This window comes from Aeromonas dhakensis (genome assembly GCF_000820305.1).
In the GTDB taxonomy this organism is placed as follows: domain Bacteria; phylum Pseudomonadota; class Gammaproteobacteria; order Enterobacterales; family Aeromonadaceae; genus Aeromonas; species Aeromonas dhakensis.
This window is the reverse complement of sequence record NZ_CDBH01000045.1, coordinates 405203-420570: the sequence shown is the minus strand read 5'-3', so window position 1 is coordinate 420570 and position 15368 is coordinate 405203. Positions and strand designations below refer to the sequence as shown.

Sequence of the window (15368 nt, the reverse complement as noted above, 5' to 3'; positions counted from 1 at the left end):
TTATCTTATACCTAACACCCTCATAGCACACAGATGATCTCACCCGGTTGAAAACGCTAGCTATAAACTGAAAATTACTTTTCAGTCATCAGATACCATTCATTTTCATCTTTTAACAACTGACTATTTAAATAAAATTTATTGTTTTTAACTTTGATTTTAAACTGTGGTGATGGGGAGTCACAAAAATAGTCTTTCCCATTGACTGATACATTCCATGAAAGCGATATGATACCATTATTATTTATAGCAACATAGTTCCCATCGCAGGAATACATAGAATGCCATGACTTTATCTTTAGAAAGGCTTTATTGCCATCAAAATCAAATATATATGTTTGACTAGCCATGCTACCATCAATCAATTCCTCTTGCTTTTGATTTAGGATTAATTTTTTATTAAATACACTAGAAAAAGCCTCTACTGGAAAAACACAAGAAAAAATAAAAATCAAAACCATTGCTTTTTCTGAAAGAAATTTATTCATACATAAACCTATCGCAATCTGGTTTAACACTATATCCCAGAGAATAGTATACATGACTATTGATTTTTTTGTTTATAGAAAGTGTGTACAAGTGAACACCCTCTTCAGACTTACAAACAAATCCTTTATTCATATCCCCATCAACATTAATAACGTATTGCCCCCCCTCTTTTATTAAACTTATCCTAGATAGATTTTTTTTATTCAAAAAATAGTATGCAATTGTAATTTCATTTTTAATATTTATACCTGAAACCTCGTATCTATAAACTTTATTGAAGTTAATCTCATCGCTAGAATTTAAATCCTCCCCTTTATTAAGCATATACGAAGAGTCTACTTCCTTGTAACATTTAGAGCCTTCACATTCATCAGCGACCAGCAGTACACCTCCACTATTAATACCACCACTTACAATAAAATTATATTTACCATTAGAATTCTTTACAAATATTCCGGGTTGATAAGAATCGGAAGCATAACTCCCCCACGCGATAGAGCTTATAAAGAAAAACAAAATATATTTCAAAATATTATCTCCCATCAATGGACCAATGCGGAGGGTCACTTACCAACTTAAAGACATTATAACTGGCTCCAACACGGTGCAGGTCATCGCTATTTTTTATCTCAATAAGCTTCCCATTATTCGTTTTAATAAATAGACCTCGAACTCCAGTGATTGTCATATCTATGGCTTTTTTCTCTGTATGTCGAGAGGTTAAAGATGGCTTATATATTATGTTGTATGCTGCTACCATTTTTTTAGCTGCCATGATTGCAGCTTGCTTATCTGGTATGCCACTTTCATTATTATGTTCCCAATCAATATCAACACCTTGAATCTTTGGTACTTTTTCAGGAGCAAACCCCTCTTTAGCAATTCGCCAACAATAATGCATCAAGTAAGCACGTTCAACTGGCCGATAGGTTGCAGAAATTCTAACTTGCCCACCAGCAGACTCTATCGCAGATATAAACTTCCTTACATTTTTAGAAAATCCAAGTTCAAGGTCATCTATACTCTTGCTTGTTGGATAGCGGCTTACCCATTTTTCGCCACTCAATTCTAAACGAGAGAGTTCTTTTTTAGAGATACCACAGCAGCACTCGTTAATGTACTCCTCCCCCTCAACCATTAATTTCCTCAACCTTGACAATAGTTCTTTCTTTTGGATTTTCTGATCATTGTTACCTTCATTACCATGAAGATTTGAATCTAAGCTACTGTTGCTCTTATAATAATCAACCCCAAATTCATTATCATCTTGTTTACTATAAAGAACATAATCATCATCTTTTCCAACACCTTCAGGACAGAAAATAAAAAGATATATATCCTCCGGTCCATTGAATTTTTCTAGAAGGTCTTTTCTTGATGTGAAGTATTTCTTTACATAATCCAACTGTTCAAGTTCATCCATTAACGCCAAATCTTGTTTGGTTATATTGGTAGAATGAACTTTGTTAATTTGCTGGACCGCAGGTCCAGTAAATTGTATTAAGCCAACCGGATTTTTTTTAGCAATACTTACATCATTTATAATTTCTTTTTTAGGTACAGGTTGATATGATTTTTTAATCCTACCATTTTTATTATATATATATGCACCATTAGTATCTCTAAGTGGTTTAAGAAGAATCACCGAAGAAGTGAATATCCTTGATGTTTCAACAGCCATACAAGCCATTAAAACATTTGCATACTCAATTTTTTTATTCTCACCCCACACTTCAGCACATATATCAACAACTCTACGTCTGAACTCACAAGCTTTTTCGCTTCCTAATGAAACTGTTACTTTCTGCCCCCAAAGCAATCGATAACATGAATTGACTTTTTTATTAATCAATACTAGCAATGGATTAAAATGCCAGACCTCCTTATCAAGCTTTAGCTTGGCAGCACTCTGCATCCACTCCAGCTTATCGATACGCTGTTTCTCGTGATCCACCAAGAGGTCAAAATCAGGCAAACCAATTTTTTTCATTAATTTATCTAGCCAAAGATAACTACTGGCTGATGATTTTTCATACCACTCACTGGGATGCTTGACGATTAGTTTGTGAAGTTTTTCTGCATTGCTGCTGTTTTGCAAGGCCGCCTGTATTTCTTCACTGCTAAGCTCACCACTCTTATCAGTATCGAAACTCTTTACCAATTCGGTAAAGAAGCTGGGTGGCGCATCGGGATCCAGATAGCCATCGGAGCCTGAACCATCGACCTTTTTAAAACCAATCTTCAGCCAGTCATGCTGGCTCAACAGTTCGACTTGCTCTTTCTTGACATACTTTCCTGACGAAACACAAACCCACTCCTGTTTGGCGGCATCTTTTTCAAACTTTGGTGACTCAACCAACTCTTCCAGACTCTTGTCACCGGTTGCCACCCAAAGATCTTTATCTTCCTGCTTTTTCTTTTCGTGCAAGACGAGTCCCGCCGGGACCTTGGCATAGGTAGCACCACCTTTTGTTCCCGCCTTGTTGGCCAGCACATCGTCAAGACGAGGATCCTGGGTGAAAACTTCAAGATGGACTTGATACTTGCTCTTTTTGCCTCCCATCAGAGAGCCTGGCGTTTCCACCAGACCGAGATAGCCTATGGTCTCACCTGCGGCAATGGCCACGGGAGATGGCAACACATAGAGTTCGCCAAGATGAGAAGGTGTACGCGCATTTACCTTGATAAATTCATCTTCGACGCACACCCAGGCCATACCGCAATTACCCGCAGCACCATCTGCATTCGGTGTCACATATTCGCATCTTGCCATCTTGCGCGCCTTGTCACCCACCCAATGGAATTCGAGTTGGTGGGCATCATACGTCACTTTTGTTCCTGCGGGCAGAGAAACGCTTCGGTCTCCCGCCATCAGACGGCCTGTAGGCCCATTGAGAACAGGATCCGCACGACCAACCATATTAGTCAGCAGTTCCGCCTCTATCTGATCGAATAGCCAAGTAGGCAGGTTGGGTTTAATCACCTCAACAGCGGCCGGACTATTGGCGATCCAGACCGAACTCCCTTGACTGACCACAACACCGGCCTTCTCAGCCTCTTTCATCTGGGTATTGGAAAGCTGACTCTTGATCGTCACCCTGATGAAATCATACTCCTTGCCTCCCACAATCCCCTTTTGAGAAGGCGTACCGTTGTCCATTTCCATTTCGGTATCTTTTGGCAGGGTGAAACGGGGCAAGGTGGTATTGGCACGAGCCTGCTCGGCATCAGGAACGGAATTTCGTGCATTCCACCCCTTCTTCAGTATCAGCTTCTCTGTACTTTGGTACTGACCCCAAGGCAGCAGATGCATATAGAGCGAGTAGAAAGTGAACTCGTTTTTCGCCTTGGTCTCTGCATTCACTTCACAATATTCATGCTGTACCAGGCAGAAGCAGTTGGAATAACGCAAGGACTCCCCCTGAAATTCAGAGGTCAGGTAATCCTTCATCATCCGGAAGGCCACCACCTTGCCATCGGCCATGGCTCTGACAGGGTACTTATCCTTGCACCAAGGAGCACTCTTGTCGCTGATATGAATGCCGCCATGCCATTTGTTGTGATTGCCAAGAAGATAGTGACCCGATTGCTCGCCATTGATCAGCGCCGTCAGTGCCTTGACGTCCTTGAACTCTTCCCCTGTGGCAGTGAGGATGGGAAATGCAAACTTCATGCTGTTTCCTTATTCAGAAAAGAGGTAAAACGCACCGGGCTTCTCTTCTTTCAAGAGCGCCTCCATCGCCTTCTCGGTAGGGATGGCCTTGACCAGCTCGACCAGTTCGGGAGCCTTGACCACTTCTACTCCCTTGGGCACCACGGGAGCCTTCCCCCCCCAGCCAGAGCCTGAACCTGCGCTGCCGCCGGCATTGAGTTTGATGGCGGGGCCGACCAGCTTGATGCCGCTCGGGTCCACTTTCACAAAGCTGCCACCTCCCTTGAGGGTTATTTCAGAACCCGCCTCCAGCACCAGCTTGTCGCCCACCTTGATATGCACTTCCTGCCCGGCTTCAACCAGCAGTGACAGCCCCAGCTTCTGATGCAGACTGGCATCCACCGTCAGCGAGTAGTCAGCTTTTATCTGGTCGCGCTTCTCACCCTCCACCGTCAGGTGGTCGTTGCCCTTGATGCGGGTCACCCGCTCGTTGTCGATGTCCCGATGCTCGTCGTGCTTGATGTGCCAAGCCGCATCGTTTTCGATGAGCACGTTCAGGTCTTTCTGACCGTGGATATAAATCTCTTCCTGCCCCGCCTGGTCTTCAAAGCGCAGTTCGTTGAAACCCTCCCCCTGGTGGGTCTCGGTGCGCAGCACGGTGCGGGTCTTGTTGGCCGGTAACTCGTAAGGCGGGCGGTTGGTGGCGTGGTAAGTTCGACCCGTCACGATGGGCTGGTCCGGGTCCCCTTCTAGGAAACTCACGATGACCTCGTGGCCGATGCGTGGGATGGCCATCATGCCGTATTGACCGCCGGCCCAGCCTTGCGAGACTCGCACCCAGCAGGAACTCTGGTCGTTGCTCGAACCATAGCGGTCCCACGGGAACTGCAGCTTCACCCGGCCATGTTCGTCGCAGTAAATCTCCTCCCCTTCGGGACCCACCACCATGGCGATTTGCGGGCCATCCACCATGGGCTTGTGAGGGGCTTCCGGGCTGCCGATGCGGGCCCGCCAGGTGGAGCTGGCTTTCACCACGCCGAATTCGTTGTGATAGACGGTGGGGCCGCTGCCCCCCTCCTCTTCCAGCGCCTGTGGCTGCAAGCCGGTGTGCTGGATGTGCACCACTTGCCAGTCGGTGTTGAGGCTGCCGTTGGGGTGTTCGGTGAGGGAAAACATCTGCCCCGGCAGCAAGGCGGCGCAGTTGGACTTAGCCTGGCCCGCCACCGCATCGTTGCGCAGCGCATCGAGCCTGTGCTGGGCAAAGGCCTTGCCGCTGCCATCCTGCTTGTAGCGACCCGGGTAGTCGAAGTGCTGATAGGTATCGCGCTGGTGCTCGAGTTCTGCGCCCTGCTTTTTATGGGGGAGACCATAGGCCGGGGTCTTGAAGCTGTAGTCCTTGAGCTCCACATCCGAGGGGCGCACAGCCTCCCGGTAGTGGAACTGGCGCACATAGGGCCCCTGCTCCAGCGAGCGGTTGCCGAGGTTGAAGAAGAGTTCGGGGCCTTGAGTCAATGCCGCCGCGTCATCGGCAAACACGATGCGGTGCTTGCCCGCTTCAAACTCGTGGAAATAGAACATCCCCTCTTCGGCGGCGAGGCGGTTCACGAAATCGAGGTCGGTTTCCCGGTACTGGACGCAGTACTCCCGCTTGGCATGCTCATTCTTGAGCGCAAAGGCGTAGTCGGTGATGCCGTGCTCTTGCAGAAGAATGCTGAGAATTTCATCGGGCTTCTGCGCCTGGAAGATGCGGGAGTTCTGGCGAAGTGACAGCCGCCACAGCGCCGGCTGCACCATGAGCTGATAGCGGGTACGACGAAAGCCGCTGTCACCCTGCGCCATGTCACTCACCACCCCACAGACCCGGCGCTGCAGCTCGCCGCTGTACCACACCAAGAGCTCGCAGGGCTGATCCAGCACGGCGCCAAAGTCGATGTCGGGCTGGGCACTTGCCAGCTCAAGGCGCAGGTTGAATGGCCGGTTGAGCGCTTCATCCAGCGCAAACTCGGCCACCACGAAGGTGCTCTCGGGCAAGGCCCCCACCTTGACGGTAAATTGTAATCCTGTGATGTCTGCCATGAAGCGCTCCTTAACCTGCCTGTCCGCTGCCCGAGCCAATCACCACACCGCCGCAACCGACGGCGGTGCCGGTCACGGCGATGGGCTTGCCGTTGACCAGCACAGAGCCGACCCCGCCCGAGATACTGCGCGGATGGGGAGGATTGTTGGGTTTGTCGTGGGGGGCCAGCGGATCACCCTGGCGGGCCACCGGTTTGCCATCGAGGAACACATCGGGACTGGCGGCAATCACGGGGGATGGGTGGAAACCCTCGTGGTCGGTGCCGATGTCACCGAGCAATGCAATAGAAGGACACATCTGGATTCTCCGTGGGGCAACCATGGTGCAAGCGCAGCCTGGTGCAGAGACAGTTGAAGCGGCGACCCAGCAGCCTCCATGCCATGGCAAAGTCACCCACAATCACATTAAAAATCAGTCAATTACGATTCAATCTCGTTGAATCTGACAAATCTGCTGCAATCCATTGCGCAAGACAGGGCAAGTTTTCCGGCAAACCTTGCCTTGCCAGTCAAATTCACCACGCCTTGCGCAACTCTTTGCTCAGATCAGCATTTTCAGCTACCAGAAGCGCCCTGTTGCAGCTGATAGAGGCGGATGTTGAGCGCTTTCAGATCATTTTCCAGGCTCTTGAGCTCGGCTGCCGTGATGGGCTCCTGGGAGGCTTTTCTCGCCTCCAGTTCATCCAGGCGCAGACTGAACGGGATGTTTTGCATCAGGTTCTTCTGCACTTCGTAGAGCTGGGATTTGAGGTAGGAGATAGTCACCGTCTTGCGCTGGCGCTCCAGCTCCAGCAGCTGATCAAGCAGCGCATCCACCCCGGCGCGGGCATCCAGATAGGTGGGCACGCTGATGACATCCCCCTGCTGGCTGCCAAGCTGCGTCTGCCACTGTTTGTCCAGCGCCTTGACCGCCAGCGAGTCGGGATAGAGCATCTGTAACGAGTTGCGCAGTCCCTCGCCGTAGCGATACCAGTAGAGCGGCGACGTCTGCTCGAGCCGGGTCAACTGGTTCTGGTAGCGGGCCACCAGATCGCTCTCCATGTTCTGCAGGGTCTGCTCCCCCAGCACGATACGCGCCTGACGAATGTCGTCATAGCTGAGGGCTCGGGGCAGCTCGGCGGCCGGCTGTACCAGGCGCTGGGCCGCCACGGTTTTCTCCTGCTGATGTTGCTGCCAGCCCAGCCACCCCATCACCGGCAGGGCGCAGCTGAGCAGGCCGCAGCCAAACCAGAACCAGGCGGGACGCTGCCGACGGTGCTGCTCTATCTTGAGTACGGTGGGCTTGACCTGCCCCTTCTCGCGCCCCACCAGAATGCTGCCCTGGGGCAGGTGCGGGGTCGATGCCGAGACCGTGCCGCCGTGATCACTTTCCATGTCTGACTTGAAGAACACCATGGGCGGGATCTGCAGATCCTCCTTGAGGCCCGGCTCGTCGGAGACGATGACGATCTCGGTCTCATCGAACAGATGGGTATACCCCTCGATGAAGTGCACCAGATTCTCGACCCGGGGAATGCGGCTCAGATCCGCGTTGTGCAGCTTCTCGCTGATGAGCTGCAGCGCCCGCTCGCAGCGATAGATCAGCCGCTTGTCCTCGTGACTGATCTGGTACTGGCGAATGACGTCGCTGATGCGGGCGATGAACCAGTCGAGCATCTCGATGCGGGCCCGCTCCTGATGCACCGGCGGCCAGAAGCTCTCCCACTGGGTGACGATGAGGTTGGCGAGAAACTCGCACCCTTCGGTAAAACCGCTCAGCCCCTGCAGGCGCGAACGGGCCAGGGTGAAATAGATGGCGGTCTGCAGATCCACCCCGTGTTTTTCGAAGATAAGGCTGGCGAGCTGATGGATCCGCTGCCAGTCCACCTCGGGGCGCGAAGCGTGGCTGAGCTTGTTGATCTCGGCCCGCAGCGCCTCGTACTCCGGCAACATCCTGGGGTCGCGCCCCACTTTCAGGGCCTGCTGACCTTGTTGATTCTGTGACATATGAACTTCCAACACAGGAAGGGGGCACAGCGTGCCCCCGACGCGATCAATAGAGGGATTCGGGCAGTCTGAACTGGCTGAACAGACCGCCGGTGAAGGGGTTTTGCGCGCTGTCGGTGTAGACGCGATAGGTCATGGCCCCCTGATCCACCGGGAAGCGCACATCGAAGGTGGCGTCATTGACCTGGGTCAGCTCCCCCTTGTCCATCAGGCGGAACATGGCCCAGGGGCCGACGAAGCCTTCGCTGCGCGGTGAACGCTCGCGGGCGGCCGGCACCAGGGTTATCTTGCTCTCGGCCCCGTCGCGCATGGTGTTGGGCCACACCAGCGGGATCTTGGTACGGCGGCCATGGGCATATTCCAGCAACTGGCCATCCAGGTTCAGCACGCTGCGCCGCTTGTTGGCGGTGAGCTCGATGGGCTCGAGGGCGAACTGCACCTCCAGGTTGCCCTGCTGGCTGAAGAAGATCTGACGGATGCGGGCAGCACGGTCCAGCTGCTTGACCAGCTCGGCCTGGATGGGCGAGCTGAACTCCCCTTCCATCAGGCCGCTCTCCACCATGGGTTTGAGGTTGACCTGATAGAAGCTGTCCAGCGTCCCGCCCGGCGCAAAGAAGCGCTCCATCTCGGAGAGGGGCACATCCTTGTTCGAGCTCGGATCAAACGGATAACGGCCGGCCAGCTGGCTGTTGAAGGGCGCCAGCACCTTGTCCTGCCACTCCTGATTGAGGGAAGACATGGCAAGATCGATCACCAGCCGCGAGCTCTGCTCGGAGAGCTGACCCACCCAGCGATCGAGCGGGGCCGGCAGGCTGCGGGCATATTGCTGCAGGGCGAACACCGGATCGGCGTACTTGTTGGTCATGCGCAGCTGCACCGCTTTCAAGGCGGACTGACCCGGCTCGGTGGCGTTGACGATGAGCTCCAGGTAGTGCTGCAGCTCCACCAGCTTCTGGTTCACCTCCTGAATGAGCGGCCCCTGCTCACCACGTCCAGCCAATACTCCATTAGTGGCCATAAAGGGACGACCGATGCGGGCGCTGATGGCCTGAGCCGGGTCCCCTTCCACGTCGGAGATCTTGCGAATGCGGGTGTTGTCATCCAGCGAGGCCAGCACCCGCTGGAACGGCTGATCGTTGCCGGTGATGGCGGCAAGCACGTCCAGCGCCTGCTCAGGGCTCTCCAGGGTTTGCACATCCAGATTGGTCAGCAGTTTTTGCCACTGGTTGACGTAATCGGTGACGTAACGGTCGTTGACCTGACGAGTGATCTCCTTGCGATCCGCCTCGCTCAACTGGCTCAGCTTGCGCTGGCCCAGCACCCAGGCATCCATCGCGGTGAGATCGATGAGGGCCTTGTCTTGTTTCAGGAAGAAGTCGTTGAAACCGGGCCAGGTCAGCAGCCGGGGCACCTGGCCGGCGTTGTCGCTGCGCAGGGCAAACACGGTGTCAAAGGTGGGGCCCACCTCGTCACGCACGTTGAGATCCGGCGGCAACACCTCGTCCGCCTTCACCACCAGGTTCTGGTAGACCCGCTGATACATGGGCAACTTGCCGAGCTCGCGCTGGGCACCGTAAACCGGCTCCTTGAAGGGCACGAAGGCGGTGATGGCGGCCTGATCCCGCTCGGCTCTGGCACCATACCAGTTGGTGTGATCGAGGGCATAGTCCAGGTGCCCCATCAGCTGCTCCTGCACCGCCCCCTGCCCCGGGAAGGCCTTCTGCCAACGGCTCGCCATGTACTGCGCCACCAGCTCCTTGTTGCGACCGGACGCATCGTCCAGCATCCGCATCACCCGCAGGATGGCAAGCTTCTCCTCGCTTCCCGCAGGTGCCTGGTTGAGATCCTCAAGCAACCCCTGCATCTGGGCCGGCAGGAAGCGCAGGCTCAGCAGTTGCAGGTAGGAACCCTCCACATAGGGACCAATTTCGTCCCCCTGGTAGAGGCCGAGGTCGGCCACCAGCGGCATCCGCTCGCGGTAGTTGCCAAAGGAGAGGGTCGCCTCGCGAATGAGGTTGAGGCGCGGCAGCTGGCTCACCCCGAAGGCGTGGGCATCAGCCACCTCGTTGGTCTCCATAAAAGCCTGGGCCTTGGTCAGTACGTTGCGGCCCGCCTCCTCGTTGACCCGGTAGAAGTAGTGCCAGCCACCGATGAGGGCGGCCGAGAAGAGCGACAGGCAGCTGAGGCCGATGGCCATGCGGCGACGGCGATAGAGGGTGTGCAGCCGGTTCTCGCCGGCCAGATGGGCCTCCGGGAAGATGATGGAGGAGAACAGCTGGCGCACGAAATAGGTGTTGGACTCCCCGCGCAGGGCCGAGTGGATGGGCTCTGGCAGGTTGTAGCGACGGGAGGCCGCCTGGGCAAACGCATCGAACGGCACCCCTTGCTGATAGACGGAGCTGACATAGACCCCGCGCACCAACAGTGGCTTGCTCTCCTCGATGGCCAGGGTCTCGGCCAGCAGGCTGGTCACGTAATCCTTGAGTCCCGCCAGCTGGCGCACGAACGAGAACAGCGCGTTGCGCTGGGCGGCATCGAGCCGGCTCAGCATCAGCTCGGGCAGATTCTGGTTGAGGTTGTCCACCCACTGATCCCAGAACAGGGCCAGATCCTGCTGCCAGTCGGCGCCCGGCTTGAAGGTCACCCCCAGCACGGCCTCGCGGGCCTCCTTGTCTAGCTGCTGGTAGATCACGTCAAAGCCGCGCAGCAGATCGAGCTTGGTGAAGGTGACATAGAGCGGCAACCGGGTATTCATGGTGGCCGACACCTCCTGCAGGCGCGAGCGCATCAGCTGGGCATAGGCCTTGCGCTCGGCCACGCTGGCGTGGGAGAGCCAGGCCAGATCCACGGTCAGCACCAGGCCGTTGAGGGGCTGGCGACGACGGTGTTCATTGAGCCAGCCAAGCAGGTGCAGCCAGAGTCGCTCATGTTTGCGCGCCTGCGGATCCAGTTCGGCTTCGCTCTGGGAGAGCAGTACCCCGGCCGGATCCAGCATCACCGCCTGCTCCCCCAGCCAGCAATCCACCAGCTGATCCTGCGCCACGTCGCGCAGCTCGGTGTCGAGTCTCGGGTTGAGCTTGTTGGCCGGGTTGGCGCGGTGAATGAGGCTGCTCTTGCCGCTGCCGGGCAGCCCCAGCACCAGATACCAGGGCATGGCGTAGAGCGCCCCCTTGCCCAGATGGGTATTCAGCGCCTGCAGCCAGCGATCGAGGAACAGCGCCTGCCTGTCGATGAGCCCCTTGACAGGATCCTGCTCCAGCACCTGTTCGTGCTGACGCTCGGCCTTGAGTTGCTGCATCTTGCGCCACACCCGCCAGGAGACCCCCCCCAGCAGCAGCCAGAGCCAGAGCAGGGTGAACACCACCCGCCCCCACAGCGGCTCGAACGGCTTGGCACCGCGTACCTCGAGACGAGGGCCCAGCCACCACACCAGGATGAGGGCGAGCACCCAGAGCACAGCACCGAGCAGGGGCCAGGAGGGTTTCAATTTCGGCAGCTGTTGCCGCAGAAAAGTAAAAATGGTTTTGAACATAAAATGTGATCCAACTCCGACTCAATGACTCATTTCGGCACTCATTTCGACAACGGCGCCGCCAGGCTCTCCAGGCGGTTGACCAGCCCGGGCTCCCAGTGCGACAACCCGAGGCGACTGGCCTCTTGCCACAAGTGTTGATAGTGCTGGCGCGCAAGCGCCTCCATGCCTTCCTGCGCCAACAGCTCCGCCTGCACCAGCAAGGCGTGGAAACGATCTCTTGGCTCTTTCAACTGCGCAATCCGCTCATCGAGCAGGGCGAGCGCCGCCGCGACCCCCTGCTCGCCATGGCGCTGTGCGACCTCCTCGGCCAGCCCTGTTTCGCCACTGCCGGCACTGCCGCCCTTGGCCGGTTGCAGCCAGCGGCTGCACTCGGGGGGGAGAAACGGCGAGCCGTCGCTGAAGGCGAGCTCCCGCAGGGCCGGCAGGCGCTGCAGAAAAGTCCCGAGCTCCTCGGCGATCGCTTGGGCCACCGCTCCAAAGCCGAGTTTCTGGGCCACCTCGGCCGAGAGCCTGTGCCCCTCGAACCAGTAAGGCGCCAGGGTCAGGCTCTGCTCGATGCGCTGCCAGAGCCCCTGATCAGGGGCGTTCATGGCGGCGCGGTACTCATCCACCATGTCCGCCGACATGGGCGCCAGCGGGGTTTTATTGCCCGCCCCGCTCATGGGAACCGCCGTGATCCCGGCCCAGACGGCATGACGGCGCAGCCGATAGCCCACTGCCGCCTCCGGCTGGCGCTCGATCAGGATCTCCGCCACCTTGAGCTGAGTCTGGCGCCAGGCGCGATCGTTGGAACTGTCGACATCGACGCCGGCACTGCCGCCACCGCCGCTGAGTACCATGGCGCCGCTGGCACTCGGCCCAGCCGCTGTCGGGTTACTCGCTGCCGCCGCGCCGCTGCTCTGGGGCTGCCCGGCGGCATCAGCCTGCGCCTGTGCCACCTGCTGGCGCTGGGCCCGTTTCAACCCCATCACCAACGGGTCGAGCAGCTCTCCCTTGTCGGGACACTGCGCCAGCCAGACCCGCTCCAGTTGCTCGGCCTGGGCCAGCAACTGGGCCAGCTCGGCCGCCGAAGCGCTCTCGCAAATGCGCGGCAGGGCCCCTTCGAAGCGCTTGACGATCTGCACCATCAACCGCTGTTTCTGGCTGGCATTGCCGGGCCAGGCCAGCAGCCAGTAAGCCTGGATCCAGGCCTCCAGCAGGCTGATCGCCGCCCCCAGCGGGGTCGCCTTGGCCGGATGCTGCAGGCAGCGCAGCAGCTGGGCCAGCACCCGCATGTCCTTGGTGCGGCTCTCCAGCAAGCCGAGGCAGGCCTCGGCCACCGCATTGAGATCGACCTGGCTGTGAGCGAGGGAGCCCAGCTTGACCAGCTCGGTCTCCACATAGTCCCAGCGCGGCTCGTCGGCCAACACGGCGCCTCTGATCTGTTCATCCGGCAGGCTGGTGAGCAGGCGTGCACACCAGGGGTGTTGATAGCTCATCTTCCCCCCTACCAGCGGCACTGCTGACGCAGCGGTGCCAGCGCCTCTTTCAGGCCGCTCAAATCGACCCGCAAGAGGGCACCGTTGTCGGCCCGCACCTGCAGCTCGCGATGGCCCAGCCAGCGTTTGAGCTCCTCGATGGCGGGCAGACCGCGGCCATATTCCAGCAACAGACCCTGATCCCGAATAAACCAGCTCTGGGAGCCGGCACTCGGCTGACCATCCAGCTCGACCTGCACCTTCTCGCCACTCCAGGGCTGATCCAGCCGCAGCCGGATATGGGTGATGCTGTCGACGCAGCCGATGGAGAGCGTCGCCCCGCGCAGCGCCGGACGGGTCAGGGTTTCACTGCCACGCGCCTCATCGCTTTGCAGGAGGAAGGGGGCGCTCGCTGGCGTGCGGGCCAGCTCCTGAGCCCAGATGGCATGCCAGGCCGCCGATTTTGGGGAATCCCCTTCGGTGGCACTGGCCGCGCCATTGCCGATGGCGTCGTAGCAGGCGAGTCGCACCAGCGGCGAGGGCTCCTGCCGGCAGGCCTGCCAGCGCGCCATGTCCAGCGGGATTTCGGCCGCACTGGTGGCCAGCAGCAGAGGCAATAGGGCGATGACGCTCATCAGTTCACCTCCAGTTTCTGGCACTTGTGATCCAGGGTGCGCTTGGGAATGTTGAGACTCTCGGCCACCAGCATCCGGTTGCCGTGGAAGTGGCGCAGGCGCGCCTCGATGACGGAGGCCTCGTACTGCTGCATGGCCCGGCGCAGATCGCGGATGTGGTTGTAGTCGTCCATGTAGCCGGGCAACTCGACGCAGACCCGCTCGCGCAGCTCTGGCGGCAACGCCTCAAGCCCCACCTCCTCCCCGGAGCGGGTATGGGCACAGGCCACCTCCAGCAGGTTGCGCAGCTCGCGCACGTTGCCGGGGAAGTCATAGGTCTGCAGCTGTTTCAAGAACTTGCGCTGCAAGCCGGCGAGCGTCTTGCCATCCTGGGCGGCAAACTGGGCCATGAAGTGCTGGCAGAGCAGCGGCACATCCTCGATATGCTCGCGCAGGGGGGCGATCAGCAGCAGGCACTGACAGAGACGGTGGTAGAGGTCGGCCCGAAACCGCCCCTCCTCCACATGACGGGTGAGCGGCTGATGGGTCGCGGCGATGAGGCGAAAATCGGAGTGATACTCCTGCTCGGCTCCGAGCGGCCGGTAACTGCGGGTTTCCAGCACCCGCAGCAGCTTGGCCTGCATGGCGGCGGGCATGTCGCCCACCTCGTCCAGAAACAGGGTACCACCGTTGGCCTGGGCCACCAGCCCGGTCTTGTTGGCAAGGGCGCCGGAGAAGGCCCCCTTCTGGTAACCGAACAGCTCGCTCTCGATGAGGTTCTCCGGGATGGCGGCGCAGTTGATGGCGACAAACGGCTTGTTGGCGCGATCGGAGCACTGGTGCACCAGCCGTGCCACCACCTCCTTGCCGCTGCCAGTCTCACCCTGGATCAGCACGGTCAGCTTGTGCTGGCCAGCCTGGTTTACCTGCTCGCGCAGCCCGCGGATCACCGCCGACTGGCCGACCAGCTGATCGCCGAGCAGCTTCTCGTGCTGACGCAGCCGCTCCCCCTCTCCCTTCATCTGGCGCAGGGAGTCACGCAGTACCCCCTGATCCCGCCGGCTGCGACCGAGATCGCGAATGAGGGTGAGCTGGTTGCAAAAGACCTGGGAGAGCTGGGCCAGCTCGGGGCCGTCGGCCCAGGCTCGCAGCACCTCCCCTTCATCCATCAGGGCCAGCACGGCAAACGGCTTGCCGTTGCCATCCAGCAGCGGATAGGCGTGCAGGCCGCACTGCTGGCCAAGGTCGGCCAGCAGTGCGCGAAAACCGGCGTGCTCGATGCGGGCACCGCCATAGAGGGAGTCCCAGGTGCGGGATTGGGCCTTGTGCAGCACATAGGCAAGGGGGTGGGAAAAATCGTCCACCGCCAGCCCCAGCGCCACTTCTTTCCCCCTGACCCAGCCTTGGCACTCCAGCTGACGGCCGCTCACATCCAGCATGCCGAGCAGCAGCCCCCTGGGCTGGAAGCTAGCATGGACGGTCGAGCTCCACCAGTGGCACAGGTGCGGCTCATCGCGCTGGGCGGTGAGGGCCAGGGCAAATGCGAGGGCTTGCTCCAT

At 57.5% G+C, this 15368-nt stretch carries 10 protein-coding genes; all 10 read right to left on the bottom strand.

Annotated elements, in window-relative coordinates; translation table 11 throughout:
• Positions 1-74 precede the first annotated feature (74 nt).
• A complete protein-coding gene (locus tag BN1143_RS22430) occupies positions 75-488 on the bottom strand; it encodes a hypothetical protein (RefSeq protein WP_156141307.1) in 414 nt (137 codons plus the stop codon).
• Entirely contained in the window at positions 481-1056 is a 576-nt protein-coding gene (locus tag BN1143_RS22425) for a hypothetical protein (RefSeq protein WP_156141306.1), read from the bottom strand. The genes BN1143_RS22430 and BN1143_RS22425 overlap by 8 nt, the downstream gene beginning before the upstream one ends.
• On the bottom strand, positions 1022-4162 hold the full coding sequence (locus BN1143_RS21535) for a hypothetical protein (RefSeq protein ID WP_052444037.1): 3141 nt from the start codon (positions 4160-4162) through the stop codon (positions 1022-1024). The genes BN1143_RS22425 and BN1143_RS21535 overlap by 35 nt, the downstream gene beginning before the upstream one ends.
• A gap of 9 nt (positions 4163-4171) precedes the next feature.
• The gene (locus tag BN1143_RS13270) at positions 4172-6217 is read right to left on the bottom strand and encodes a type VI secretion system Vgr family protein (protein WP_042050947.1); all 2046 of its coding nucleotides are present in this window, start codon (positions 6215-6217) and stop codon (positions 4172-4174) included.
• A 10-nt stretch (positions 6218-6227) separates the two neighbouring features.
• A complete protein-coding gene (locus tag BN1143_RS13265; protein WP_005300007.1) occupies positions 6228-6515 on the bottom strand; it encodes a type VI secretion system PAAR protein in 288 nt (95 codons plus the stop codon).
• Positions 6516-6772: 257 nt separating this feature from the next.
• Positions 6773-8203, bottom strand: a complete 1431-nt coding sequence (locus BN1143_RS13260; protein ID WP_005300006.1) for a VasL domain-containing protein — start codon at positions 8201-8203, stop codon at positions 6773-6775.
• 46 nt (positions 8204-8249) lie between these two features.
• On the bottom strand, positions 8250-11735 hold the full coding sequence (gene tssM, locus BN1143_RS13255) for a type VI secretion system membrane subunit TssM (RefSeq protein ID WP_042050946.1): 3486 nt from the start codon (positions 11733-11735) through the stop codon (positions 8250-8252).
• A gap of 41 nt (positions 11736-11776) precedes the next feature.
• On the bottom strand, positions 11777-13216 hold the full coding sequence (gene tssA / locus BN1143_RS13250) for a type VI secretion system protein TssA (RefSeq protein ID WP_042050993.1): 1440 nt from the start codon (positions 13214-13216) through the stop codon (positions 11777-11779).
• Positions 13217-13224: 8 nt separating this feature from the next.
• A complete protein-coding gene (vasI, locus tag BN1143_RS13245; RefSeq protein ID WP_042050945.1) occupies positions 13225-13830 on the bottom strand; it encodes a type VI secretion system-associated protein VasI in 606 nt (201 codons plus the stop codon).
• A complete protein-coding gene (gene vasH, locus BN1143_RS13240; protein ID WP_042050944.1) occupies positions 13830-15368 on the bottom strand; it encodes a sigma-54-dependent transcriptional regulator VasH in 1539 nt (512 codons plus the stop codon). The genes vasI and vasH overlap by 1 nt, the downstream gene beginning before the upstream one ends.

Excerpts from the sequence above, each read along its gene's own strand:
- BN1143_RS22430 (WP_156141307.1), bottom strand. The coding sequence starts at position 488 with ATGAATAAATTTCTTTCAGAAAAAGCAATGGTTTTGATTTTTATTTTT.
- BN1143_RS13265 (WP_005300007.1), bottom strand. The coding sequence starts at position 6,515 with ATGTGTCCTTCTATTGCATTGCTCGGTGACATCGGCACCGACCACGAG.
- BN1143_RS13260 (WP_005300006.1), bottom strand. The coding sequence starts at position 8,203 with ATGTCACAGAATCAACAAGGTCAGCAGGCCCTGAAAGTGGGGCGCGAC.
- vasH (WP_042050944.1), bottom strand. The coding sequence starts at position 15,368 with ATGGAGCAAGCCCTCGCATTTGCCCTGGCCCTCACCGCCCAGCGCGAT.
- BN1143_RS21535 (WP_052444037.1), bottom strand. The coding sequence starts at position 4,162 with ATGAAGTTTGCATTTCCCATCCTCACTGCCACAGGGGAAGAGTTCAAG.
- BN1143_RS13270 (WP_042050947.1), bottom strand. The coding sequence starts at position 6,217 with ATGGCAGACATCACAGGATTACAATTTACCGTCAAGGTGGGGGCCTTG.
- tssM (WP_042050946.1), bottom strand. The coding sequence starts at position 11,735 with ATGTTCAAAACCATTTTTACTTTTCTGCGGCAACAGCTGCCGAAATTG.
- vasI (WP_042050945.1), bottom strand. The coding sequence starts at position 13,830 with ATGAGCGTCATCGCCCTATTGCCTCTGCTGCTGGCCACCAGTGCGGCC.
- tssA (WP_042050993.1), bottom strand. The coding sequence starts at position 13,216 with ATGAGCTATCAACACCCCTGGTGTGCACGCCTGCTCACCAGCCTGCCG.